The organism is Pararcticibacter amylolyticus, assembly GCF_003130405.1.
GTDB classification, from domain to species: domain Bacteria; phylum Bacteroidota; class Bacteroidia; order Sphingobacteriales; family Sphingobacteriaceae; genus Arcticibacter; species Arcticibacter amylolyticus.
Map to the genome: position 1 here is coordinate 30,339 of NZ_QEAS01000016.1, position 26,594 is coordinate 56,932.

The following is a 26,594-nucleotide window of genomic DNA, read 5'->3' on the forward strand; positions in this document are numbered from 1 at the left end:
CCAAACCCCAGTTTGGAAGTGCCAGGGGAATGTTTATAATGCACGATGATTTCGACGATCCTATTGAGGATTTTAAGGATTACATGTGATGTCTGATAATTTACTTGACACACATACCTTTATCTGGTTCATTTCCGGAGACGATTCTTTATCTGGCACTGCAAGACAGGCTATTGAAGCCGAGAATGTGATTAACCCGGGATCAATTTTTCCACCACTATCCTGTTAGAATAATCTGGTAGACTACCTTTCTTAACAAATTAAAACGGTCCTTCCGGCAAGAAAAACACTCTATTCCTTAAAACATCTTAATTAAACAAATCTTATGAAACTATTTAAACTTGCCCATGTGGCGATGATCTGCTATCTGTTTGTAGCCTCATCCTGCGAAAAGAATCTGCAAAGTCCGGCTTCTGAAGAAAACACAGTCAGTTCGAAGGCCGTTGCCAAAACTTCAGATTCTGCCACCTATGTCCCTGGTCAGAAGTATTCATTCAGGGTTACTGATCCCAACGGAGAAGCAAGTTCATTCCTGGCAATTGAATATATTGCCGGAGACCCCGGTTCTCAGCTGATCCTGACAGCCCCGCATGGAGGCACCACCAGACCCGCTTACATGCATACCCGTACTGACACTTATTCTTATCCCACACTTCCTGCTGATCCTTACAATAACGACATGACTTTCTCGGACACTCCCGACAGCAAGACCAAAGAACTGGCACAGGAAATAGCGGCAGCTATTCAAGCGCAGACGGGACTGAGGCCTCATGTGATCCTCAACTACCTGCACAGGGCTAAGCTGGATGCGAACCGGCGGGTTGAAGTGGCGGCGCAGGGCGACCAGAATGCGATAAATGCATGGACTGCGTTTCATGATTTCATCGAAGATGCAAAAACGACCGCTTCTGCTAACGGAGAAGTGCTTTTACTGGATATTCATGGCAACGCTCATACCCCTCAAAGAACAGAAGCTGGCTACCTGCTTGCTAAGAACGATTTCACTACTTATTATTCTACACTTGGCAATTTAACATGGAAGAGCAGCATTAAGTACATGGTGAAGCCGGGAAGTGTGACAATGACGTCACTGATACGCGGAAACAATGCTCTGGGCACTCTGATGATGAATCATTTTCCGTTCATTGTTACGCCCAGCAAGCTTTATCCCGAACCCGGAGATACTTCGGTATTCACAGACGGAAAATACTTCGATGGAGGATACAACACTGCAAGACATGGGTCCAGGCAGGGAGGAACAGTTTCGGCAATCCAGCTTGAATTTAACCAGGATGTTCGCTTTGATGACAATACCAGGCCCGGATATGCTGATTCGATTGCAGAAGCCATCGTCGAATATATGAACGTTTATTTTTAAAAATCTTTTTTTTCTGGATGTTGAACCGGGCCGCCTGTCTGTAACAGATCTGGCGGCCCTCTTGTTCCCTTCCCCGCACAACCCATTACTAACCTGTTAATATCTTACGTTTCTTAGCTAAAATATACTTACAGGAACACCAGGTTTCTTAATACTTTTAAGCATGAAAATGTACAAGGTATTCCTGCGCACCATTCTTTCTGTTGCTATTTTAATCCAGGCCGTTAACTCAGTCCGGGCTCAGAGCGGAGATCAGATATTAGATGGAATTGGAGAAACCGGAATGATTGCCCGTTATGTCTTTAACGGTGACACGAAAGACTGGTCACGGAATAATTTGCATGCAAAGGCTCAGGGCACTGGAGTGAAATTCATTCAGGATGAACGATTCGGGAAGGTACTGTCCCTCCCCGGGGATAAAAACACGTTTATTACAATCCCTGGAGATGCTTTGACAGATATCGAATCGATTAGTATATCCGGATGGATTTACCTGCGCTCAAAGCAGCCCGGACAGCGTTTTTTTGATTTCGGGAAGGACATGACCGCTCACTTTTCTGCTGCTCCTGCCGGTACGAAAGGACAGGAAGAATATCAGGCGTTCATTACGGCAAAGGGAAAGGAAAGCAGAGCGGTTTCACCGGCTATAGAGATGAATAAATGGCATCACCTGGCTATCGTAATAGATGTTCCATCCAGAACGCTGACTACCTATATTGACAGTAAGCCTGCAGGTGAAGCAAAGAATATTCCGGCAGAGTTAGCCGCCATGTTCATTCAGCAGGCAGGAGAAAAGAAATTGCTTTATATAGGAAAATCGCTGTCCCCGGAAGACCCTTATCTCAATGCGATGATACACGATTTCCGGATCTACCGTGTGCCGCTTACAAGAAGACAGGTTGCCGGAATCTATTACAATGCATTGAGAAGCGCCCAGGAAAATGCGGTCAATACAGGAAAACCTGAAGACAATCTCCAGCAGTTCACCAAAACTGAAACACAGCTCTACAATGCGTATTTAGTAAAAGTACCGGATGTGGAAGTGGAAACTGAAGCTGGGGATTTACCCCGTCTGCCTGGTTACGTAGAGGGCATTTACAAAGATGGAATCGAGGGTCCGAAAGTTCGGGTACTGTGGCCTGCTCCTGCCGACAATAGCGAAGTTCTTCAGCCAGGGCACTACAACATTACCGGGCGCGTTGCAGGGACGGATTTTCAGCCTAAGGCAATTATCACTGTAAAAGAGCCAGGAAAAACCCAAACACCGGATTCGAAATTGACAACATTCAGTCTGGGACAAGTTTCACTGGAAACGGATGTTGATGGCCACACAACGAAATTCATAGAAAACCGGGATAAGTTTATCACAACATTATCAAAGACAGACCCTAACTCCTTTCTCTATATGTTTCGCCAGGCTTTTGGCCAGACACAGCCTGAGGGCGCGAAACCTTTGGGGGTATGGGATAGTCAGGACACCAAATTAAGGGGGCATGCCACAGGGCATTATCTGACGGCAATCGCACAGGCTTACGCCAGCACGGGGTATGACAAGTCTCTTCAGGAGAATTTCTCCGCGAAAATGACATATATGGTGAACAGCCTTTACGAACTGTCAAAATTATCCGGAAAGGCGAAAGAAACTGGCGGTGCTCATGTATCTGATCCCAGGGCGGTACCTCCCGGTTCCGGAAAATCGGATTACGACTCGGATCTCAGCGACACAGGCATCCGCACAGATTATTGGAACTGGGGTGAAGGATTTATCAGTGCCTACCCTCCGGACCAGTTCATCATGCTGGAGAAAGGCGCCAAATACGGAGGTCAGAATAACCAGGTTTGGGCTCCATATTATACCCTGCATAAAATTCTGGCTGGTTTACTGGATGTTTACGAAGTGAGCGGCAATAAAAAGGCTCTTGAAATAGCAACAGGCATGAGTGACTGGGTATATGCACGCTTGAGCCAGCTGCCCCGTGCAACGCTTATAAGGATGTGGAATACGTACATCGCCGGAGAGTTCGGGGGGATGAATGAAGTGATGGCCCGCATGTACCGGATCACCAGTAAACCGCAGTATCTGCAAACAGCACAGCTGTTCGATAATATCAAAGTGTTTTTTGGCGATGCGGAACATTCGCATGGTCTCGCCAAAAACGTCGATACTTTCCGCGGCCTGCATGCTAACCAGCATATACCGCAAATTGTAGGAAGCATCGAAATGTACGAAGTCTCCCACCTCCCTGAATATTACCGGGTAGCCGATAACTTTTGGTATAAAGCAGTAAATGACTATATGTACAGCATCGGAGGCGTGGCCGGCGCGCGTAACCCCGCTAATGCGGAATGCTTCATCAGCCAGCCTGCAACCTTGTACGAAAACGGCTTCTCAGCCGGGGGGCAGAATGAAACCTGCGCAACCTATAATATGCTGAAACTGACCAGCGACCTTTTTCAGTTCGACCAGCGTGGGGAGTTAATGGACTATTACGAACGTGGATTATATAACCATATCCTGGCTTCTGTAGCAGAAAACAGTCCCGCTAATACCTACCACGTACCGCTCAGGCCCGGTTCTGTCAAACAATTCGGTAATCCGGATATGACGGGTTTCACATGCTGCAACGGTACAGCGATTGAGAGCAGCACCAAACTGCAAAACTCCATTTACTTTAAAAGTAAGGATGACCAGGCGCTTTATGTCAACTTGTATATCCCTTCGGTTCTGCAATGGAAAGAACGCAAGGTAACGGTAAAACAAACGACAAGCTTCCCTAAGGAAGATCAAACACGCCTGACCATCAACGGCAGCGGTAAATTTGCGGTCCATGTACGCGTACCGGGCTGGGCCACTAAAGGTTTTTCTGTAAAGATTAACGGCAAAGAACAAAAACTGGTTGCAAAACCTGGCACTTACCTGGAAATAGACCGCAAGTGGAAAGACGGCGATGTGATAGATCTGAAAATGCCCTTCCAGTTTCACCTGGATCCGGTTATGGACCAGCCCAACATAGCCAGTTTGTTTTACGGCCCGGTATTACTGGCGGCCCAGGAACCGGAAGCCCGCAAAGACTGGCGTAAAATAACCCTCGACGCTCAGGATATCAGCAAATCCATCAAAGGTGATCCTCAGCAGTTGCAGTTCACAATTGATGATGTTGTTTTTAAACCATTTTACGACACGTACGGTCGCCATTCTGTCTATCTCAATGTTCAGCTGAAATAACAGGCCTTTCTGAGGACCTCATGAAAGATACGGGACTGAATAATAATATTTAGAAATGATACATTTGTATCATGCCTGCATCAGCTAAAATCCCGGTCCACCAGCAAAAGACAACTGCTGTCGGAGGCCTCGATATCACTCATTTCCATAACCAGGAAGAGTATACCGACCTGCCGGAGGAACATCGGGATGAATATTATATCCTTGCTGTCGTGATTAAAGGAAGCGGCAAGATGAAATGCGACATGGGCACTATAAGTATCCAATCCCAAAGTATATTCCTGATGAAGCCCTACCAGGTTCATTCGGCCGATTCGACCGGCCACGATGCCGATGCCTATTTTATGAGTATAGCACCGTTTCTCGTGCCGGAATTTTGCAGGGATATCTTTGAGAATACTACAGTGGAGGGGCAATGTATTAAACTGCTGCCTGCGGATATGAACGGCATTATTAAAATGGCTGAGATGTTGTACAATTCATTCGTCGCAGACAATATCTTCAAAACTGAGATCACGACAAATCTGCTGAATGCGCTCATCATTAATGCCGCTTCTCATTTTTTGATATCCGGCCAAAAGAACGCACATAATAAGACTCAATCCTTTAGAATTACTCAAAAATTTAAAGAACTAGTCAGAGGACATTCGTTCCTTCATACCGCTTCTTTTTTTGCAGAAAGACTGCACATCACTACCTCGCACCTGAACGATTGTGTTAAAGTTACTACCGGTCTGTCTGTTACCCAGTTCCTCCAACAGACGATGCTCTTAGAAGCAAAAAGAAACCTATACTATACTAATGATGACGTAAAGAAAATCGCATTTGATCTTGGCTTTGAAGATCATACCTACTTTTCCCGTTTATTTAAAAAGCTCACGAACGAAACACCGCTTGGATTCAGGAAAAGATTCCGCGAATAGTCCAATGACTGCCTGTTTTTATATAATCTTTTAACCTCCGGTATTGCGGTACTTTGCAGTCAAAAGATTAGGTTATGCCAAAAGTTCCAAAATGGGTTGCAGACGTACTGGAAAATGTCTTTAGCGGGTTTAACAGGAAAGTGATAGTTGCTGAAATCAATCACCTGCATCCCTTTATCAAGACTATAAAATTCAGAGGAGATCTTTCCGGAGTAAACTTTAAACCCGGACAAGCCATTTCCATCAGGGTGAATGAAACAAACTTCCGTAATTATACTCCTTCATTCTGGGATAGTGAAAACGGGGTATTCGAGGTAATTTTCCATCTGCACGGCAACGGGCCAGGCAGCAGCTACATCGACGGACTGGAGTTAGATGACCTCGTTAATATCGTGCTTCCACGCGGACTGGATCTATATAAAAAAGAGTACGAATATCATTTCTTCTTTGGGGATGAAACCACTATCGGGTTATTTAAAAGCCTGAAGCAGGTAATTGAAGAGAACGGGCAGAACTATATCGGGATCCTGGAGCTCAATGAGGATACCATGCATTATGAGCTTAAGACAAGATATGGCCTTGATATCGTTTCTTCATCAATCAATAAGGCCCAAAATGCCATCTCATTTTTACAAAACCTGCCCGACCGCGTATGGGAATTATGGCAGAACGGCTCATTCTACCTAATGGGAAACGGCCGGTCGATCCAAAACTTCAGAAAAGCCCTGAAAGAAAAGGGAGTGAACAGCAGGAATATCAGGACACAACCTTATTGGGTGGAAGGGAAAATAGGGCTGTAAAAAAAACCTAACAGCCGTTCTGATTTACTCAGAACGGCTGCAATATATTGACGCAACTTTTTATTTTAACAATTCCCTCACCTTATTATACAGCGTTTCTTCCCTTAAATTACTTGCTACGATCCGGCCCTGATCATCAATCAATAAGTTCTGCGGAATAGCCCGGATACCATAAAGCACAGCGGCAGGTTCCTTCCAGCCCATTAAACTGGAGACGTGGTACCACGGCATTCCATCTTTCTCAATAGCCTGTTTCCATTTGGCAGAATCATTGTCGAGTGATACACTCAGTACCGTAAACCCTTTATCCTTAAAAGCATTGAACGTTTTGACTACGTTGGGATTTTCCTTCCGGCAGGGTCCGCACCAGCTTGCCCAGAAATCTAACAGGGTGTATTTGTTTTTGCCGACTACCTCTTTCAGACTGAGCGACTTACCTTCCGGTGTGATGGATACGAAATCTTTATACGGTTGACCGTTCAGCTTATTCTTTGCAGCCAGCAATCTTGCTTCCAACTGTTTGCCGAGTGGTGTAGCTTTCAATCCGGCACTTAACTTATCAAAATAGGGATAGGTGGTTTCATAGTTCACAACGCTTGCCGGTGCACTCTTGTCCAGATAATAAAGTGACACGTACGAAGCCGGATTCTCTGTAACGAATTTATGGATGGCTTCCCTCCTTTGAACGGAATAGCTGCTGAGCTCTTTCATGAGCCTGGCTATGTACGCTTTTTTCGCCTCGCCTTCAGGCATATTTTTATACATGTTGAACTGGTCGTATATTTTATCATCAGCCAGCCTGAGCTGCCTGGCCAGGCGTTCATGCACTTCCGTAAGTTCGTTACCTTTTACAGTTGCATGCCGGATCGAATCTTTAGCCGAAACGCGAATGGTTCCGGCAGACAGAAACACGTCAATACGGTCACCGGCTTCTGAGTTACCGAAACTTAACTTGCCAAGCACAGGTGCAACCAGGTCTCCTTTTAAGGTAAATGCCCCCTTTTTTACCATGCTGCTGTCTGCAACTTTGGCTTCACCATTTACATAATAGATTTTTACAAATTGTCCGTTATACCGTTGAGGCACTTTTCCCCCGATGGCAAAGGTACCCGATTGGGAAAAAGCCAGGAGAGGACTTACGGACAGCGAAAGGATCACTTTTATCGTTCTTATGTTCATCATGATATCTTCTCTGATTTATACCCCGTCTTTAATTGACTGCACGCCAGTTGATGTCTTTTACTTTGATCAGCCCCTGCCATGTTGAATTCTCTGCAGGCAATAAATTGACAAAATCGGGATTACTTCCGACAATAAAGCGGCGTAATGTTCCCTTTGTTGCAGGATTGTAAGTGGCGATATACAGGCTGTTGGTCAGATAGTCGATCTGGGTGTCAAACTTAAGCATTGTGATTTCGTCTGCTCCCGTTTCAGCTAAAGAGTAAATCTTTTCGTTCCCGGGATTATAATCATATGCATAGAGCTTGTTGTGAACAGAATAAAATACCACGGTCCGGTTAGATGAAAATGCATAAAAGTCAGCGTTGGCGAAATCATCAGCTATTGGCTTTATAGTATATGAAGCCCTTTTCACCGGACTCCCGCCATTTGCATAGAATTTATATATATAGTGAACATTTGCAGCGTCCTTCATAATGGCAAATGAGTTACCGTTAGTTGAGCCTCCGTCTGTATTCCGTGTGTTTTCGGCATAGACAAGCGTGCGGCCCGTCCCCGCCTGGTTCCAGGGAAAAGCACTTCCTGCAGCATCACTGAGCACAGCCGAATTTGTCGCCAGCCCAAAGGATGAATAATTCAAAAAGCGCTGATTCTTCGTATCGTACCAGATCACTGACGTCATATTTCCAATCGCATAAAGCAGGTAGGGTGCGGCGGCAAGCCGCTCTTCCTGGGCTGTGGCAACGCGGTTAACGGGATTGTTATAATAATCCCCACCTGTGATCAGCATCTGGGAGGCGAAGATATCTCCTCCTTTTGTCAGTATTGCGCGGTTATAGCTGTTACCAGTGGCTCCTGCTGCTGTCCGGATTTGGGGAGCAATAACAACGGGATGCAATGTTTCCGGACTGATCTGATCTGAGATAAACAACAAGCGCTTCATACTGCTGTCCGTCTTCGTTTTCATAGTAATACGGTTGAGATAATATGATCCCGAACCGGTGAGTACCCACAGCTTATTGTAGGAGTCAGAGATCCCGCCGGTGTGCAGGAAGCTCACCGGCTCACGCAGGCGCGGGAGTCCGCTCTCTGATAATAAATGTTTCATCTGAATGGTATCGTTCAGCATAGAGAGCATTTCGGCTTCAGCATATCCTTCCTCATCTTCTCCCATCAGCAATAAACCACGGGAAAAAGGTGTATTGACTGTCAACCTTGAATTAAAGCGCCAGACTACCCCGGTTTGTTTATCCAGAACATGATAATAGAGGCTGTAAGGAACCGGATTTAATAAAATGGGATACTCCAGATCGCGTTCCCGGCTAATCGTATCCGTCATGTCTTTACCTGCCGTTAAAATCCACAGGTATTCATAACGCGATTGATCTCCACCGTCCATAGTTGCCGAAATGACCGGTTTGATACGCAGCGTATCGACATTCCGGAGTACTGTATAATTACTTTGAATACCTGTAATGGCCAGTTCATTGATATCTGTATAGTCATAATTGCCAAGGTCTTTACTGCATGAACCAAGCAAAACGAACAGAAAAACGATCGTATATTGATAAATTTTCATGAATTTCTTTCGATATTAAGTGAATACTATTGCTCCGGAACCCAGGGCACCCCGATATAGGAAGTCCATGGAACAGACTCGATATACATTAAACGTCCGTCATCTTCCAATACGGGTGTTTTTGCATTGTACCGCGCAATCAGGATGGCTGCTGCATCAGATTTGACCTGCATCGAACGGGCCAGCGGCATCATCTGTTCGGATGCAAAATCCTGGTAAGAGAGGCCAAGGTTTTCCATTAAAAACTCCATTTTTTTTCTGCTGAATGCTCCCCATAGTCCCGATTCGCGGTTCCCGGATTGTATTGACCCTCTCCAGACAGACGGTTGTACCATAATGTCATTGATCCTCAGCGTATGCAGGCTGGCATCAAATTCCGGAACAATCGATCCCCCGGTCAGAGAAGGGATAGCATCCCATTCAGGGAACGACAAAGCAAAATCACTAGTCGCAACAAGCCGCAATCCAAGGGTTCTTTCCGTATCACGCAGATCCGGAGTCCGTTTTAAACGAACCTGAATCGTAGTAAAAACAGCATTGGCAGGAATGGTCCACTCTTCCTGTATAGCTTCGTAATGCACACCTTGAATTGCCGTAGTGGAATCGGGATTTACCTCTACCCGGAAAGTACGGTCATATTGTTTTACCGGACCAGTGATCATCACCTTCATAGGAAACAGCACGTCATCCCCGGTAAGACGAAGAAATTCAACATTGCTGTAGGGCTGGTACGGCCATTGGCTGATACTTAGTGATGACGAACCATGCTGTACTGCAAAATATACGCCTTCCCTGCCTTTGTATTCCATGATTTCCTTTTCACAACTCCATAAAAAAGAGGACAAAACACACAGAAGAGCTATCAATTGATTTTTATTCATGATATTTTCTTTTATTCTTTCAATTTCTTTGTGATATTTCGCTATCGGGCAGGGGAACGACATAGTTATTGAGGACCATAGTTTTAGTGCCTGCCAATGACGAATGACTGGGGATAGTCTGCATCGCATTTCTCTTATAATAAAAAAACTGTTGCCCCTCCCCTATCATCTCTTTTCTGAATTCATTGGTGATCGCGGTTTTTAAAGCGGTTTCCGTTGCAGGATTTAAGCTGACAGCGTTACGGCTGGCCCTCACCTTATTCAGGTAGACGATGCCGCTGGCCAGGTCGGGGCTGCATTCGGCAGCAATAAGCAGTACCTCACTCTGGCGGATCAGCGGGATCATATACCGCCCGGGAGCATCGGTCACGTCCTGGTATTTGAGATTGGTAAGCGCAGTAACAGTTCCGGAGGATACTATCTGCCAGATACGGCGCCGGTAGTCGTTGTCGTCATCATATAGGTTCTTCACCCGGGATTCGTCGGTGCCTCCTCCGTTAAAAGACAATTTACTGCCAGCCTGAAGGTTGACGTCGAAAAGGCTGGAGTACATTTTCAACCGGTCATTGTCATATAACGAAAACATCACTTCGGTAGAAAACACGCGATCAGGGCGTTCTGCATGCGTTGCGTTCGCGAACGTAACGTAAGGAAAGACTGTCCTGTCTGACGACTGGATCTCACTTAACAATTCCTGAGCCTGTGCCAGGGCTTCACTTTTATTGGCCTGCCATAAATAAGCTCTCGCCAGAAGAGCTTTAGCAGCATAAAAATTCAGCCGGTATTGCCGGTAATAAAGATCGTTAGATCCCGCCGGATTACTTCCATGACGAACACCCTCTGTACGGATCGGATCGGTATCTTCCATCAATGATAAAGCGCTCTTGAGATCATCCGTAACATGCTGCATGACTTCTTCTGAACTAAGCATCGGAGCAATCTCAAATCCGGTTTTCGATATGTATGGAATAGCTGGCCTGGTTTTATTATCCTCCGTATATATAGGACCGAACAAGCGAAGCATATCCAGGTGCAGAAAAGCACGGAGTGCAAGAGCTTCACCCTTTATAATCCCGTAATACGGTTGCGGCAAGGTGCGGCCGGGGGCATCTCCGCATTTTTCAATGATGACATTGCAGTTGGCAATCAGTTCGTATGATTTGCGCCAGGCGTTGTCAAATGTTTTTTTGGTACGCTCACTGGTATAAACAAAAGTTGTATACTCGTAATAACTATGTGTCGTAAGCGTCATGTAATAATACTGGGCCAGTACATCCATTGCTCCGGCCGTCATCTCCTTACCGTACAGAGCATTATTGGCCATTTCTACATATACGCCGTTGAGTGCCTTCATGTAGCCTTCCTTACTGATAAACAACTGATCTTCGCCAAGCCTGTCGGTAGGCTGAACGTCGATCCATTTTTTGCAGGAAAATGAAAGCATGCTTAGAAAAAGACAGAGAGACAGTTTATATACTATTTTCATATTTACTTAATTCTGTTAAAAGCGGACCGCCGCTGAGAAAGAAACTGATCTTGCAAAGGGGTAATCAATACCCCGCTCATTCTTAATCGTTGAGATATAGAAGATATCGTTCATATAAGCCCTCAGTGTAATGGAAGAGGCCCTGACAGACTTAAGCCAGCTAGCCGTGGTATTCTCGTATCCTAATGAAAAGGCCTCGCCGATCAGTGCATTATTGTCTGCTACAAAACGGGAAGATATCGGAGTATACTCTGTACTCGAGATTGCTTTAAACCGGGCATTGTCACCGGGTTGCTTCCACCGGTCGTATAATGCCCGCCGGTCCTGGTTAAGGGCAACCTTTGCAGATGAGATATTTTCCACCTTTTCATATAGGGTTTGCATAAACGCCTGCCCCCCGATGCGGTAACGCAGGTTGATGGAAGCCATGAATCCTTTGTATGTAAAACTTGTTCCGATGATACCTTCGAGATCTGGTTCGCTATTGCCAACCACCACTTCATCATCGTAGTTATGAACGAAGGTCTGCTCATTATTTTTGTTCAGAAAGATCTCACGCCCGGTCGCAGGATCAATTCCAAGGGAACGAACTGCCCAGAGATCCGATGGGCTGCCTCCGTTGTAATACCGGACGAGATTACGGCTCTTATTTGTTTCGTTAAAATTGCTGAGCTTGTTACCCATATCGCTGTACTCTGCTTTTATCTGGCGCATATTGAGATTGACCCTCCAGTTGAGTTGCTTTCTCTTCAGAAGTGTGTAATCTGTAGTAAGAGTGAAACCACGCGTTGACTGTTCGCCGATATTCTGGGCAACGGTGGTGACACCAGTAGAGGATGGAAGCGAAACCAAAACCAACAGCGGATCGGTATTCTTTACAAAATAATCAATGGTGAAACGCAGACGGCTGTGCAAAGTGGTCAGATCGACGCCAATATTTCGGTCGAGAGTGGTTTGCCAGCGCAGACCACGATTTCCCATATTGCTGATGATGGCACTCGCTCCGAACGGATTGCGCTTTTCTGTATTATAGCGGTAGATCCGCATGGAAATATAGTCATCAAAATTCTGATTACCGGGATTTCCTATGGATCCGCGAAGACGGAGCTGGCTGAACCATTCAGACGCACTATTTGCAAAAAAGGGCTCATTATGTATGTTCCAGCCCAACCCGAATGACCATATAGTAGAAAACTGCCTGCTGGAACCATAAATGGAAGAACCATCAGACCTTACAGTGGCATCAACCAGGTACCGCTGATCATATGAATATCCCAGGTTCATGAAAAAACTGGCCGCACGCCGCTTTGACTCCTGGTAGCCAGTCCGCGTACCGGCCTCATAACCGAGGGCGAAATTAGGATTAGCAAATTCATCGTCAATGAAACCCTGTACCTGGTTGGCCCCCAGGCGCCTGCTGGTTTGCTCAAAGCGTGTACCAGCCACGGCATTCACCATATGCTTTTCGGCAAACAGCTTTCCGAAAGTCAGGGCGAGGTCACTGTCATAGGTAAGATTTTTGCCGTTGGCTTCATTGTATTTTCCTTTCTGAAGAGGATCAGTACCCTCGAACTCAGTATTGAAGGGAGAGCGGAATAATACATCACGCGTTGTAGTACTGCGGATACCCAGGCGGCCACGCACACGGAGCGGTTCAATGATCCGCCACTCCATTTCTAAGTTGTTGGTAAAGCCTTCAGATTCATCGCGGTCGATATTCAGGTTGTTCTTATCGTAAAACGGACTATAAATATTGACAGTATGCGGAACCAGGTTTTCGTCGGAATATGTATAGGATTCAAGCAGCTTATTGATATTACCCGTTGCATCATATTTCCGGTAATATGGATTAGCCCTTGAAAAATCGGAGAAGCTCAGGGTCTCATGATCGGCTCGTACATGGTCAATACTAAGAGAGTTGTTCACCGACACATTCCCTCTTCTGTACATCAGCCGAACGTTTCCGTTAGTTGTCTTCCTGTCCGAACCTTCCATCACCCCCTGGTTATCGCCATAGCTGAATGAAACACTATACCTCAGGCTGGCGTCTCCGCCCTCGGCAAAAAGTGTGTGCCGCTGGCTCAGTGCAGTCCGGAGGGGCTCATTTGCCCAATAAGTGTTCACTCCTCTGCGAACTTCCTTAAGACGGTTGTAATAATTCGCCTGGGAGGCTTCGTTACCCGGACCGACTATGAAATTTCCTTCTTCGTTTAGCTTTCCGTAGAAACCGGAAAGATATTCGAACTGTAATTTCTCTTCGGCATTCATCAGGTTGTAATCCGTCAGATCTGCGAAACTGACCGAACTGTTCAGACTGTAGTTTATGCGGAGCTGTCCTGCTTTTGGACGTTTTGTTTCTATAACGACTACGCCATTAGCAGCCTTTGAACCATATATTGCGGTGGAACTGGCGTCTTTCAGAAGGGTAATGCTCTCCACCCGGTCCATACTGAGATCACTGATAATTGCCAGTGTACTCTCAAAGCCATCTAATATGAAAAGAGGTTGATTTGGATTTGTACTGAATTCATCTGTTAACCCGATGACACTGCTTTTGCCGCGTATCTCAATATCCGGTAAACGGTTTGGATCCGAACCGAAGGTATTGTTTTCTACAATGGCAAAAGAAGGATCCAGCGTTTTCAGGCTTTGAAGAATCCCCTGGTTACCTACGACCTGTAAATCTTTTGCTGAAAACCTGGCAGAAGAACCCGTGAAACTCTCCCGTTCCCTCTGATAGATCCCTGTGATAACCACTTCGTTCATGGCCTGCTCGTCGGTCTCCAGTTCTATATTAAGTTTTTCCTGCTTCTGATAAGGCACCTCAAGCTTCTTCATCCCTATAAACGAGAAAATTAATACCTGCTTTTTATCAGACACAGGAATAATCAGCCTGTACTCTCCCTTTCCGTTTGTCCTGGTTCCGGTACTCGTACCTTTAATCTGCACACTCACCCCCGGCAAAAGCTCTTTGGTATCAGCCTGACGTACTACCCCCGAAACGGTTTGCTGCTGCCAGGAGACAACAACGGGTGCAGAGGTCGCCTCTGTTTTAGCCTTTCCGGAAATTGAAATAACCTTGTCTTCTATCTCATAACTGACAGGCTGATCACTGGTAATCTTTTCCATGAACTGCGCCAGAGGCATATTTTCAACGTCCAGCGTCAATGCCCCCACACTTTCCAGTGTCTTTTTTGTACCAAATACCGTATATCCTGTTTGTTTGCGAATGGCATCCACCACCGCTGAAAACGGAATGTTCTTTCCTTTAAGAGTAATCTGCTGCGAAAAACCGGAAGCGCTTACCGTTAGAAAGCCCGCTAAAAGAAATAACATGATGATCTTCATCACTCTTGTTAAGTAGTAAATATTCATTAATTTTAATTTGGATGGAATGTCTGCTTGTTCAACCAGATTGACTGCTGCCATTCAGATCTTTAAGGTGAAGGGATGGCGGTCCCTTCCCTTTTTTGGCATAAGGGCAGTCTTTTTTATAGTAAAGTTTATTTCATATCATCATTGATCTAAGGGTGTTTAAAATCTGTTCTTTTTTCCTTTGATAGTTAATTTACGATGCGTCACATCCAGCCTGTATTCGATCTCTGCTACATCAAGCAGGCGGAGAACAAAATGGATATTCTGACTCCGGTAAGCATCACCGGCAAGTTCTTCATCCGGTATCCCGTTTTCATAATCAACGTCGAGGTCATACCAGCGCCCTATTTCGTCCATAGTCTCTTTAAAAGTCTTATTGTCGAAGCTGAATTTGCCATCGCGCCAGGCTGTATAATTACCCGCGTTAACGAGGCTGACTGTGGTCGTAGCAGCTGTAGTGACAGCCTGCTCATTAGGAGTAAGAATAAAACGTTTTTTTGGAGAGGTCACCGCAACTTTCCCTTCCACGAGCGTTGTTTTCACAGCGTCACTTCCGGGATAGGCACTGATGTTAAACTGCGTACCAAGAACATCTACAACCTGCCGGTTGCTGATGACCTTAAAAGGAATATTCTCCCCGTGTTTCCGGAACATCGGTTTTACATGAAAATAAGCTTCCCCTTCCAGCTCAACAATGCGTTTATCCGCCTCAAATTGCGAAGGATATTTTAGTGTTGATGCAGCATTCAGCCAAACCTCACTTCCATCTGGCAGTACAAGTTTATAGGTCCCGCCCCGGGGAGTTTGTAAGATCATGCTTTGCCGGGTACCTTGCGAATGGTCCGGCAAAGCATTTTCTACAGGTGCCCCGTTTGTATACGTGATCCGGTTTCCCGATACGATTCCGGGCTGCGAACTGCTCAGTGCTATTCTTCTGCCATCCGAAAGCGTGAGGGTGGCTTTATTCCCTCCTGGCTCTATGCCTGCGGCTGAATCGCCGCCGGACTTAGCGGCTTTATATTCAAAGGTTATCCATAAGCCTGCCGCCACGAGAAGAATAGCTGCTGCTGAGGCAATCCATTTCAGCCGGAGAAACCGACGGGATGGCTTAGGACGCTCATCCCTGATCCTGTCCATAAGGTTGGTGAACATTCGTGATTTCAACGTCTCATAAGAATCGTGTTTCCTTAACCGGATGACAACCTCCTGATCGTCGTGTTCGTTATACCAATCCAGTAAAACCTGAAATTCTTCCTGGCTGATATTACCGGTATTGAACTTAAATACTAATTGCTCTATATATTCGTACCTGTCGGACATTCTGCTGGTGTTCTGCCTCTATAGACAGACAAAATCAAACGAAGGGTGAGTGGGAAAATTTATTTTTACAAAAAAGTATAGAAAAAAACCAGGGTCGTCAGCAATTTTATATTCCCCTGAATATCTTTATTTGCCTTTTTCAAATGTGACTTGACAGTATTTTCAGACAAATTCAATGTTTCTGCAATTTCTTTATTGGAAAGACCTTGCTGACGGCTAAGTTTAAACACAAGCTGACACTGCGGGGGTAAAGCGTTAATAGAATCGTCAATTTGCTGCTGCAACTCACGTATAATCAGTTCCCGCTCGGGAGAGAGGAGATAGATATCCTCAGTTGGAGTATAATTTCCGTGTTTTACGCGTTCGCGATACCGGCGGTCAAGAATATTAAATGCCTGGTTGCGGATAGCCCTTGCAAGGTAGCTCCGTAGTTCGAGACTCACCAGATCAAGGTCTTCCCTTAGCTTCCACAATTTATACAAGACGTCCTGGACACATTCTTCAGCCTCCTCCAGGTTTCCTAAACGATTATAGGCAACTCCAAGCATTTTATCCCAGTACCGGTCATAAATCTCTGCGAACGCACGTTCATCACTCCGCATGAGTTGAACCAGATGCTGATCATCGTATAGTTTATATTCCGTCATTTATATCCCCGCTTTACAAATATATATTTTTCAGCTCTTTGAGGAAGCAGGTTTTTGGTCAATACGCTTCACTTTACCCCGCCGGCAAAAAACCGTAACCATAAAAATCCCCTCCCGTAAAAAAGCATCAGGTAATGGATGACGGTTTCCGGACCGGTTTATTTTAACTATGAAATGATAACTACTTTTAAAAACTTCAAAACATCTTCTGCTGTTGCTTTGCTTCTTTTGACAATATGCGGACTTAAAACAACTCAGGCACAGGTAAATACACAATTTTCGTGGGGAAGTAATTTCAGAGGCATTCTCGTGGATGGAACTTCTAACACTAGCTATGTACCCAAATTAGTGGCCAACCCAGCTTGGAAAGCTGTAGCAGCGGGAGACGACTTTACCGTTTTTATTAAGCAGGACGGTACGCTTTGGGGGGTTGGGAACAATTCATGGACCGTAAATACCTACAATTCAGCAACTGATAAATTCGATATTCTACAATTGGGAAACGAAAGCGACTGGGCTGCTGTTGCAGTCAGCTGGGCTCACGTTTTAGCGCTAAAAACAAATGGAGAACTCTGGACGTGGGGATATAACTACGGAAACCTGGGAGACGGAACCACCGCAGAACGAAGTCAGTTTGCCAACAGGCGGCTTGTGCTTTACAATGTTAAAAAAATCGCAGCGGGCCCTTCAAATAATGGGACAATTCCTTACAGCTATGCTATCTCAACTGCCGGGAATCTATTTGCCTGCGGAGGTAATGCTAAAGGCCAGTTAGGCGATGGTTCGACAAGCAGACGTCTTAGCTGGGTATTGGCAGGAAATGATAACGACTGGGTTGATATACAGGCCGGACAGGAAACAGGTATCGGCTTAAAGCAAAACGGAACAGTGTTTGCCTGGGGAAATAATCTTTCAGGGAATTTAGGAGATGGAACCACGACAAACCGCTTGAGTCCTCAACAAGTTCCCTCACTCGCTAATATAACGCAGATCAGCTCCCATGGAAGTACGGCATTCGCCATCCAAAATAACGGAAAACTATGGGTATGGGGATCCAATGGAAGCGGGCAGGCAGGTGTTACGTCACTCACGAAGATCCTGACACCCACGGAAGTAATGCCCGGAAGCACCTGGGCATCCGTCTCCTCTAGTTCATATTATTCTATGGGCATACAAACAAATGGATCACTATGGGGATGGGGCGAGAATATGTCGGGTGAACAAGGAAATGGAGGTACCTGGGGCAGTTCAACTCCTGCCTTGGTGGATGGAGGTTCCAGTTATGTTTCTGTCTATACAAATCTGGCATGGGGAGGTTCAACTTTCGCTGTAAGAAAGGGTGTGACGTGTACAGGCATCAGCCGTGTATCCGGACAAAGCGCGAATAACAACAGCGCCAGCCAGGACTTCATAGTCTCATTTAATGCGGCGATTACAGGATTGGAAACCAATTACACGAAATATTTTAACCTTACCAGTCAGAAATCCGCTTTAACAAGCGCAACCCCGGTAGCAGGAACTAGCAATACACAGTGGAAGATCTCCGTTTCCGTTCCTGATAACGTAACAGATGTTCTATCTTTTGTAACACAAACGGGAAACGGCGGAAGCGCAGCGATCATAAACTCAATAACCAGTCCTCAAAATACCGTCGACCGCCAGGCCCCTTCTTTCAACGGCATCACCTTCGCCAGTAATAACAGCAATCCTTCTCTGGCTAAAAACGGAAATATTATCTCTCTTACGTTTTCAACAAGCGAGAGCGTGAGCACACCTTCTGTCACTATCGGAGGCAAAACCGCAACTGTAACCAGCACCGGCACAAACGCCTGGAAAGCAGTATACACGATGACCAGCTCTGACACAGAGGGAACATTCGGCTACAGCATCAGTGCCAGCGACAATTTAGGCAATACAGGCACTACATCATCCCCCGGCGGCATCACCTATGATAGTACCAGCCCCTCTTTAATAGGTATAACGAGAGCCACACCCACTGCCTCACTAACGAAAGCAACAAGTGTGGTTTATAAAATAACATTCAGTGAAAACATAACAGGCCTGGATCTGACAGACCTCAATATAACAGCAGCCAGCACCCTTACTACCGGAACTATGACGATGGCTCAGGGTACCACGGCAGCAGAATATAATGTAACCATTCCCGTTACCGGAGACGGAAATCTTCAGCTTGATCTGAAAACATCAGGAAACGGGATTACCGATCCGGCAGGAAATGAAACAACGGGAGCTTACCCCCCGGGACAGGTATACACCATCGATCAGACGAAACCGGTCGTCAGCAGCATTACCAGGCTGACTCCTGCATCGGCTAATACCAATGCAACGTCTGTGATTTATAAAGTCACCTTCAGCGAAAACGTAACAGGTGTAAATGCGCCTGATTTCAGTACTGTTGCCGGCAGCGGACTTACCGCCGGAACAATTACCGTAACTAACGGATCTACAGCAGCAGAATATAAGGTAACAGTTCCGGTAACCGGAAACGGCACCTTGAAGCTCAATCTGAAAGATACAGGCACGGGTATTGCCGATCTTGCATCTAATGCGATTCCGGGAGGCTATACTTCCGGTGAAGAATATACTGTTGATCAGACCAAACCTGCTGTAAGCAGTATTGTACGAATGGCTCCTTTAAACTCCAATACCAATGCAACATCGCTTACCTACAGGGTGACTTTTTCAGAACCCGTGTCGGGAGTAGATGCAACAGACTTCTCCGCTGTAACTTCCGGAGGAGTCAGTACCGGCGGGTTAACTCTTAAGGTACTCTCCGGACGGGAATTCGATGTTACGGTAGCGTCAGTTAGCGGAACAGGAGACCTCCGTCTTGACCTGAACGCTTCGGGAACCGGAATTATCGACTGGGTAAGCAACCCTGTCTCAGGAGGATATAATTCGGGAGAGGCCTATTCGATCGATCAGACTCCGCCGTCTGTCAGCATTGTAAGACAAACGCCGTCCACAGAAAATATTAACGTCACTTCGGTTACTTACCGCGTCACTTTCTCGAAAAAAGTGAATAACGTCGATGCCTCAGACTTCGCAGCTATAGTCGTTTCAGGTAACATCGGTAAAGGCTCCATAACAGTTGCGGCTGTTTCACCAGCCATTTACGATGTAACCCTGCCATCCTTAAGCGGAAACGGTACTCTCCGGCTTGATCTGAAACCGGGTACCGATATTTACGACGACTTTGGAAATGCAGCTCCGGCTTATACTGCGGGTGAAGTTTATACCATAGACCAGGTGGTACCCGCTGTCAGCAGCATTGTGAAACAATCTCCTGCTGCGGCGAATACCAACGCTTCCTCCGTGACGTATAAAGTTACCTTCACTGAAAATGTAACAGGTGTAAAGGCAGCTCACTTCAATGCGACAACAAGCGGCGGACTTACAGCCGGAACGGTCACGCTTACAGCCGGCTCTACGGATGCAGAATATCTTGTGAGTGTACCGGTAACCGGAAGCGGTGCCGTACGCCTGGATCTGAAAGCCGGGTCTGTGATCAGCGATGCGGCAGGCAACACGGTTGCGGGCGCATATACTTCCGGCGAATTCTATACCATTGACCAGGCCAAACCTCAAACTACAGGCATCGTTCGGTATTCGCCTGCTACTGCCACTACAAATGCAGCGTCGGTTACTTACAAAGTAACCTTTAGCGAAAATGTAAATGGTGTGGATGCAACTGCATTCAACGCGACGGCAGGCCCCGGCCTTACTGCCGGAACGCTTACAGTCTCGCAGGGCTCTACAGCAGCAGAATATATGGTGAGTATACCGGTGTCGGGAAGCGGCAGCTTGCGCCTGGATGTGAAATCTTCGGGTACAGCCATTGCCGACCTTGTGGGGAATACGATCCTGGGAGGGTATTCTTTAGGAGAAATTTACACGATCGACCAGGACGTACCTGCTGTCAGTTCAATCGTCAGACAAACACCTGCGACAGCTGCTACTAATGCTTCGCCGGTTGTTTATAAAGTTACTTTCAATAAAAATGTAACAGGTGTAGACGCACCTGACTTCATAGCGGCCGCAGGGACTGGTCTTACTACAGGGACCATCTCGGTCAGCAATGGAGCCAATGCAGCTCAGTACCTGGTGAGCATCCCTGCCACCGGCAACGGAACACTTCGCCTTGACCTGAAAGCCAGCGGAACGGGTATTTCAGATGCTACAGGAAATGCAATTGCAGGCGGATATACTTCAGGCGAGGTCTATACTATTGATCAGACAAAGCCTGTCCTGACTAGCATTGCGAGGCAGACGCCGCTGGCGGCTAACACCAATGCCGCTTCGGTTACCTATAAAGTGACCTTCAGTGAAAATGTAACCGGCGTAAATGCGCCGGATTTCAGTGCTGCCGCAGGCAGCGGCCTTACTGCAGGAACAATTACTGTCGTAAACGGCTCTAATGCCGCTGAATACCTGGTAACAGTCCCGGTAACCGGCAACGGAACACTCCGCCTTGACCTGAAGGCAAGCGGAACGGGCATCACGGATGCTGCGGGCAATGCCATCCCCGGAGGCTTTACTTCCGGTGAGATGTATACCATTGACCAGGCGCTGCCTGCTGTCAGCAGTATACTGAGACAAATACCGGCAGCTGCTGTTACCAATGCTGCTTCGGTTACTTACAAAGTCACCTTTAGTGAAAATGTATCGGGTGTAGACGCTGCTGATTTCAGCACAACAGCTGGAAGCGGCCTGACAGCCGGTGCTCTGTCGGTTACTGCTGGTGCTTCCGCAGCTGAATATACTGTTACCATACCGGTTACAGGAAACGGTACCCTCCGGCTTAACCTGAAATCTTCCGGAACGGGCATTACAGACGGATCAGGTAACACGGTCTCAGGCGGATATTCCTCCGGCGAAATCTATACCATCGATCAGATAACCCCAGCTGCAACCAGCATTACCAGGTTAACGCCCTCTACAGCGAAGGCCAATGCGGTTTCAGTTACCTATAAAGTTACTTTCAGCGAAATTGTATCGGGCGTGGACGCCGCTGACTTCAGCACGGTAGCGGGCACCGGTCTTACTGCCGGGACCCTCTCGGTAACGGAAGGCTCTTCTGCTGCTGAATACCTGGTGAGTGTGCCGGTAACAGGCAATGGAACTCTTCGTCTCGACCTGAAGGCATCGGGAACAGGAATTTCGGATCCCGCAGGCAACATGATTTCTTCCGGATACACGACCGGGGAGAGCTACACCATTGATCAGACATACCCTGTTGTGGCCGGTATCACCAGGCAAATGCCGTCGGCGGCAAATAACAACGCCACTTCAGTAATTTATAAAGTTCTCTTCAGCAAAAATGTATCCGGCGTGGATGCCGCCGATTTCACGGCAGTTACTGCCGCTGGCCTGACAGCCGGTACCATCTCGGTTAGCCCGGGTTCATCAGCCGCCGAATATCTGGTAACCGTACCGGTGACCGGCAACGGAACCATCCGGCTCGACCTCAAAGATTCCGGCACAGGGATCGCCGATCCGGTCGGCAATGCGGTACAGGAAGGATATAACTCGGGTGAAGTCTATACCATTGACCAAACCCGTCCTCTGATCAGCAACATCGCGCGTCAAACACCATCAACTGGAGTTACAAATGCCTCCTCAGTAACATACAAGGTGACATTCAGCGAAAATGTCTCGGGGGTAAATGCTCCAGACTTTACCGCAACAGCCAGCACTGGTGTTGTTACCGGTACCTTAACGGTAACTCCGGGCGCTACCGCAGCTGAATACCTGGTTTCCATGCCGGTAGCAGGAAATGGCACCCTCCGTCTGGATCTGAAGGCCAGTGGAACGGGTATCTATGATGCTTCAGGGAATGCGGTCGCAGGGGCGTTTACTTCCGGTGAAGTGTATACGATCGACCAGGTAAAACCTTCAGTTGGCAGTATTTTAAGGGAAAATCCTCTGGCTGCTAATGTCAACGCGGCCAGCGTCACATACAAAGTTACGTTTAGCGAACCGGTGCTGGGTGTGGATGTAACTGATTTTTACACTACCGCAGGTACTGGTCTTACAGCAGGTACTATTTCCATTATTCAGGGGGCAACTGCTGCTGAATACCTGGTGACAGTGCCGGTGACAGGAAGCGGCACCCTTCGCCTGGACCTAAAGTCCGGCGGTACAGGAATCGCCGATGCCGGTGGCAATGCCATCATGGGAGGCTACACTTCAGGTCAGGTCTACACGATTGATCAGGCACTCCCGGCAGTCACCGGTATCGTGAGACAAAGCCCTGCGGCAGCCCTTACGAATGCGGCTTCGGTAACTTATAAAATTACCTTCAGCAAAAATGTATCGGGCGTAGATGCCAGCGACTTCAGTGCATCTGTCACCGGTCTTACTGCAGGCACCATTTCGGTGAATCCGGGATCAACGGCAGCCGAATACATGGTAACAGTACCCGTGACAGGAAGCGGCACCATCCGCATGGACCTGAATACTTCTGGCACGGGCATTTCCGATGCTACCGGAAACGCAATAGCAGGCGGGTATACCTCAGGGGAGGCTTACACGGTCGACCAGGTAAAACCTGTGATCAGCACGATCAGTATTGCATCGGCCAATACAAATACAAGCATGGCAAAAGAAGGCGACATGGTGACCGTTTCCTTCCTGGCCAGTGAAGAACTAAAACTGAATATTACAGGAGGTTATAAGATACAGATCGGCAGCCAGATGGTAACGGTAAAAGCCGATGCTGCCCGTTCCACCCCGACTGCATTCTGGTATAAAGCAGAAGCTTCCATGAACAAATCGGAAGCAGCAGACGCCAGCGGAAACATTAAAATTGCAATAGACGGATACAGTGACCCGGCAGGCAACACCGGGGTTTCACGGTCATCCACTACTGACGGCAGTAAAGTCACACTCGACACCAGCGTTCCCGGCAAACCCGAACCTCCCGGGAAACCAGGCAATGACGGGCATGTCGATACCTCCACTCCGACGATCAGCGGAGTAACGGAGCCGAATGCTACGGTAGAGATCTATGTTGACGGAGTGAAAGTAGGTGAAGCTAAAGCAGACGCTAATGGCAACTGGCAATATACCTTTAACCCGCCGCTTAGCGAAGGCAGGCACGAGATCGTTATCCGGATACGGAACAGCGCAGGTACTGTCAGCGATCCGGCACCTCCTGTCGTGGTCTATGTAGATACCGAGCCTCCGGTTCAGCCAATGCCTCCGGATAAACCGGGGAATAACGGACATGTGAATACCGCCACCCCGACCATCAGCGGAACCGCTGAACCGAATGCGATCGTAGAGGTGTATGTAGACGGGGTGAAGGTTGGCGAAGCGAAAGCAGATGCAAACGGAAAATGGCAATACACGTTCAACCCGCCGCTTTCTGAAGGGGAACATGAAATACGTATCCGGATCCGGGATGAAGCAGGGAACAAAGGGGAACCTTCTTCTCCGGTCATCATTATCGTGGATATTGATATTCCGGATCAGCCCGAGCCTCCGGGTATACCTGGCAACAACGGACATGTAAATACCGATACTCCGACTATCAACGGGGTGGTTGCACCTAACGTAATTGTAGAGATTTATATAGACGGCGTGAAAGTGGGCGAAACCAGGTCAGATGAAAACGGGAAATGGCAATATACATTCAATCCGGCACTGGCACAGGGAGAACACGAGGTGACCATCCGCATACGTGATGAGGCTGGCAATACAGGCGAGCCTTCTGCTCCGGTTAAGATTATCGTAGATACAAAGGTTCCGGAGAAACCCAAAACACCGGAAGTAACAGGCAGCAATAACGGGAAAGTTGAAACCAATACTCCCACCCTGACAGGTACTGCAGAGCCTGGTACTACAGTAGAGATCTATGTTGACGGGAAGAAAGTGGGCGAAGCAAAGGTAGGAGCCGATGGCAAATGGGAATACACGTTCACAGAGCCTATTACAGAAGGCGAACATACCATCCGCGTGGTGATAGTAGATGCTGCCGGAAACAGGAGCGAAAGGGCAAATGCTGTCATTATCAACGTTGCCGTTCCTAAAGGGAATACGACCATACAGCCTGCTGCTATCCCTGCCAAAACTTACGGTGACGCTGCCTTTAAACTGGAAGCAACAAGCAACAGCCCTGCACGATTCACCTACTGGAGCAGCAACAAGCAGGTAGCTGCTATTAACGAAAACGGGATCGTGGAAATCTATCACGCAGGGACTACTACGCTGACCATTTCGCAGGCTTCTGCAACCGGGTTTGATCCGGCGACCGTATCGGTTGAGCTGGTGATCGCTAAAGCGGGTCAGCGGATCACCCTGATGCCTCTGCCGGAAATGGAAAGGCATGGGGCTCCTTATTCGCTGACGGTGAGCTCTTCTTCCGGCCTGCCGGTTGAAGTGATCAGCTCAAACCCGCTTGTAGCAGGTATTTCGGGTACCAGCCTGAGTCCTCTGGGTATCGGAACGGCAAGAATCATTGCATCTCACCCTGGAAATGAAGATTATCTTCCGGCTACCGCCGAAACGGAACTGAAGGTATTCGATCCTGTGGGTGAAGAGATCCGGATCAACAAGATCATCACCCCTAACGGCGACGGAATAAATGATGAATTGTATATCGAAGGCCTCAGCAATGTGACGGAACACCGCCTGGTGCTCTTCAACCGCAACGGCACCAGGATGTTCGACAGCAAAACGTACCCTACAGGCGATATCTATATTCCTCACGGAAGGTCTTTTGCCGGTCAACTGTATCATACCGGGTACCTGCCGGCAGGAACGTACTTCTATACGTTCGAGTACAAGAAAGATGGAGTTTCAAAACTGATGACAGGCTACATTGTTCTGAAGTACTGATCCGGAAACAGGGAAACCTGTAAAAAGAAAGCCGTCTCATAAATCAATTATGAGGCGGCTTCCTTTTTATTAAGGATGGCCACATTATAAAGCACCTAAGCCATCAAAATACATTTTCTTCAGTTCTTTTCTGGAAGCTTCAGCACCTGTTTCCTGTCGCCTGTCATAGATAGCCTTTGACTCTTTCCCGGCGAAATAGCGCAGCTGGTCCTTGTTATCCGTAGCTGCTTCATAGATGACGTCAGCAATCTCCTCAGGTGTGGAATCCGGGTTAATCATGCCCAGCATTTTCCTTTCAACCTCAGCGTAATAAGGAAGCGACGTCACGTCCGCGTTGTGGCTGAATAATTCTGTCTTCGTAGCACTTGGCGAGACGGTTTTAACTGCTACATTAAACATGGACAATTCGATCGATAAACATTCACTCCAGCCTTCTACCGCCCATTTTGTACCATTATAAACGCTTGTAAAGGGGAAGCTGGTATGTCCGGCAATGGAAGTAACATTGATAAACAAGCCACTGTTTGCTTCCCTGAAATAAGGGATAAACTCCCGGCTTACACGTACAGTTCCAAGAAAGTTAGTTTCCACCTGACGCACAATATTTTCATCAGTAAAAGCCTCTAAGGCGCCCATCAGTCCATATCCCGCATTATTAACCACCACGTCAATATTGGATAACGATGCCGCTTTTCGGACAGTTGATTTTATTTGTTCCTGGTTGGTAACATCCAGCGGCAGAAGTGTGACATTTTCCAGTTGCGACAGTTCCGTTTCGTTTTCCGGTCTGCGCATGGTGGCAATGACATTCCAGCCTTTTGCCTGAAAGAGCTTTGCTGTTGCCTTTCCAATTCCGGAAGAAGCCCCGGTAATGAAGATCGTTTTCATAAATTTAATTTATTTGTGAAGAGCAAAAGTAATCCCGAGAAAGTATACAT

14 protein-coding genes are annotated in these 26,594 nt (G+C 47.1%); 6 read left to right on the forward strand and 8 right to left on the reverse strand.

Annotated elements, in window-relative coordinates:
* The 5 genes from DDR33_RS27000 to DDR33_RS18090 all read left to right on the forward strand — a co-directional run.
* A partial coding sequence (locus DDR33_RS27000; RefSeq protein ID WP_202913786.1) for a DUF2281 domain-containing protein occupies positions 1 to 89 on the forward strand: 89 nt, incomplete at its 5' end.
* A 236-nt stretch (positions 90 to 325) separates the two neighbouring features.
* Positions 326 to 1,378 carry a hypothetical protein gene (locus DDR33_RS18075; RefSeq protein ID WP_146198806.1) on the forward strand — a complete coding sequence of 351 codons (1,053 nt, stop codon included), beginning with the start codon at positions 326 to 328 and terminating at the stop codon, positions 1,376 to 1,378.
* Between the two features lie 163 nt (positions 1,379 to 1,541).
* A complete protein-coding gene (locus DDR33_RS18080) occupies positions 1,542 to 4,604 on the forward strand; it encodes a beta-L-arabinofuranosidase domain-containing protein (protein ID WP_109417216.1) in 3,063 nt (1,020 codons plus the stop codon).
* A 71-nt stretch (positions 4,605 to 4,675) separates the two neighbouring features.
* On the forward strand, positions 4,676 to 5,527 hold the full coding sequence (locus DDR33_RS18085; RefSeq protein ID WP_109417217.1) for an AraC family transcriptional regulator: 852 nt from the start codon (positions 4,676 to 4,678) through the stop codon (positions 5,525 to 5,527).
* A gap of 74 nt (positions 5,528 to 5,601) precedes the next feature.
* Positions 5,602 to 6,327 (forward strand): siderophore-interacting protein, encoded by a 726-nt coding sequence (locus DDR33_RS18090; RefSeq protein ID WP_109417218.1) that lies wholly within the window; start codon positions 5,602 to 5,604, stop codon positions 6,325 to 6,327.
* A 60-nt stretch (positions 6,328 to 6,387) separates the two neighbouring features.
* Here DDR33_RS18090 and DDR33_RS18095 read toward each other — a convergent pair whose 3' ends face one another.
* From DDR33_RS18095 to DDR33_RS18125, 7 genes are all read right to left on the reverse strand, one after another.
* Positions 6,388 to 7,509, reverse strand: coding sequence for a TlpA disulfide reductase family protein (locus tag DDR33_RS18095; RefSeq protein ID WP_109417219.1), 1,122 nt, complete (start codon positions 7,507 to 7,509; stop codon positions 6,388 to 6,390).
* A 28-nt stretch (positions 7,510 to 7,537) separates the two neighbouring features.
* Positions 7,538 to 9,085 (reverse strand): PKD-like family lipoprotein, encoded by a 1,548-nt coding sequence (locus DDR33_RS18100; protein WP_109417220.1) that lies wholly within the window; start codon positions 9,083 to 9,085, stop codon positions 7,538 to 7,540.
* Positions 9,086 to 9,111: 26 nt separating this feature from the next.
* On the reverse strand, positions 9,112 to 9,966 hold the full coding sequence (locus tag DDR33_RS18105; RefSeq protein ID WP_158280800.1) for a DUF4843 domain-containing protein: 855 nt from the start codon (positions 9,964 to 9,966) through the stop codon (positions 9,112 to 9,114).
* A 19-nt stretch (positions 9,967 to 9,985) separates the two neighbouring features.
* The gene (locus tag DDR33_RS18110; protein WP_109417222.1) at positions 9,986 to 11,452 is read right to left on the reverse strand and encodes a RagB/SusD family nutrient uptake outer membrane protein; all 1,467 of its coding nucleotides are present in this window, start codon (positions 11,450 to 11,452) and stop codon (positions 9,986 to 9,988) included.
* Between the two features lie 15 nt (positions 11,453 to 11,467).
* The gene (locus DDR33_RS18115; RefSeq protein ID WP_238387853.1) at positions 11,468 to 14,827 is read right to left on the reverse strand and encodes a SusC/RagA family TonB-linked outer membrane protein; all 3,360 of its coding nucleotides are present in this window, start codon (positions 14,825 to 14,827) and stop codon (positions 11,468 to 11,470) included.
* Positions 14,828 to 14,986: 159 nt separating this feature from the next.
* Positions 14,987 to 16,147 carry a FecR family protein gene (locus DDR33_RS18120; RefSeq protein WP_109417223.1) on the reverse strand — a complete coding sequence of 387 codons (1,161 nt, stop codon included), beginning with the start codon at positions 16,145 to 16,147 and terminating at the stop codon, positions 14,987 to 14,989.
* Positions 16,148 to 16,212: 65 nt separating this feature from the next.
* On the reverse strand, positions 16,213 to 16,794 hold the full coding sequence (locus DDR33_RS18125; protein WP_109417224.1) for an RNA polymerase sigma factor: 582 nt from the start codon (positions 16,792 to 16,794) through the stop codon (positions 16,213 to 16,215).
* Between the two features lie 174 nt (positions 16,795 to 16,968).
* On the opposite strand from DDR33_RS18125, the gene DDR33_RS18130 reads away from it, so the two are divergent.
* Positions 16,969 to 25,656, forward strand: a complete 8,688-nt coding sequence (locus DDR33_RS18130) for an Ig-like domain-containing protein (RefSeq protein WP_158280801.1) — start codon at positions 16,969 to 16,971, stop codon at positions 25,654 to 25,656.
* Positions 25,657 to 25,740: 84 nt separating this feature from the next.
* On the opposite strand, the gene DDR33_RS18135 is transcribed toward DDR33_RS18130, so the two are convergent.
* Positions 25,741 to 26,544: an SDR family oxidoreductase gene (locus tag DDR33_RS18135; RefSeq protein ID WP_109417226.1), complete on the reverse strand. Its 804-nt coding sequence runs from the start codon at positions 26,542 to 26,544 to the stop codon at positions 25,741 to 25,743.
* Between the last annotated feature and the right edge of the window lie 50 nt (positions 26,545 to 26,594).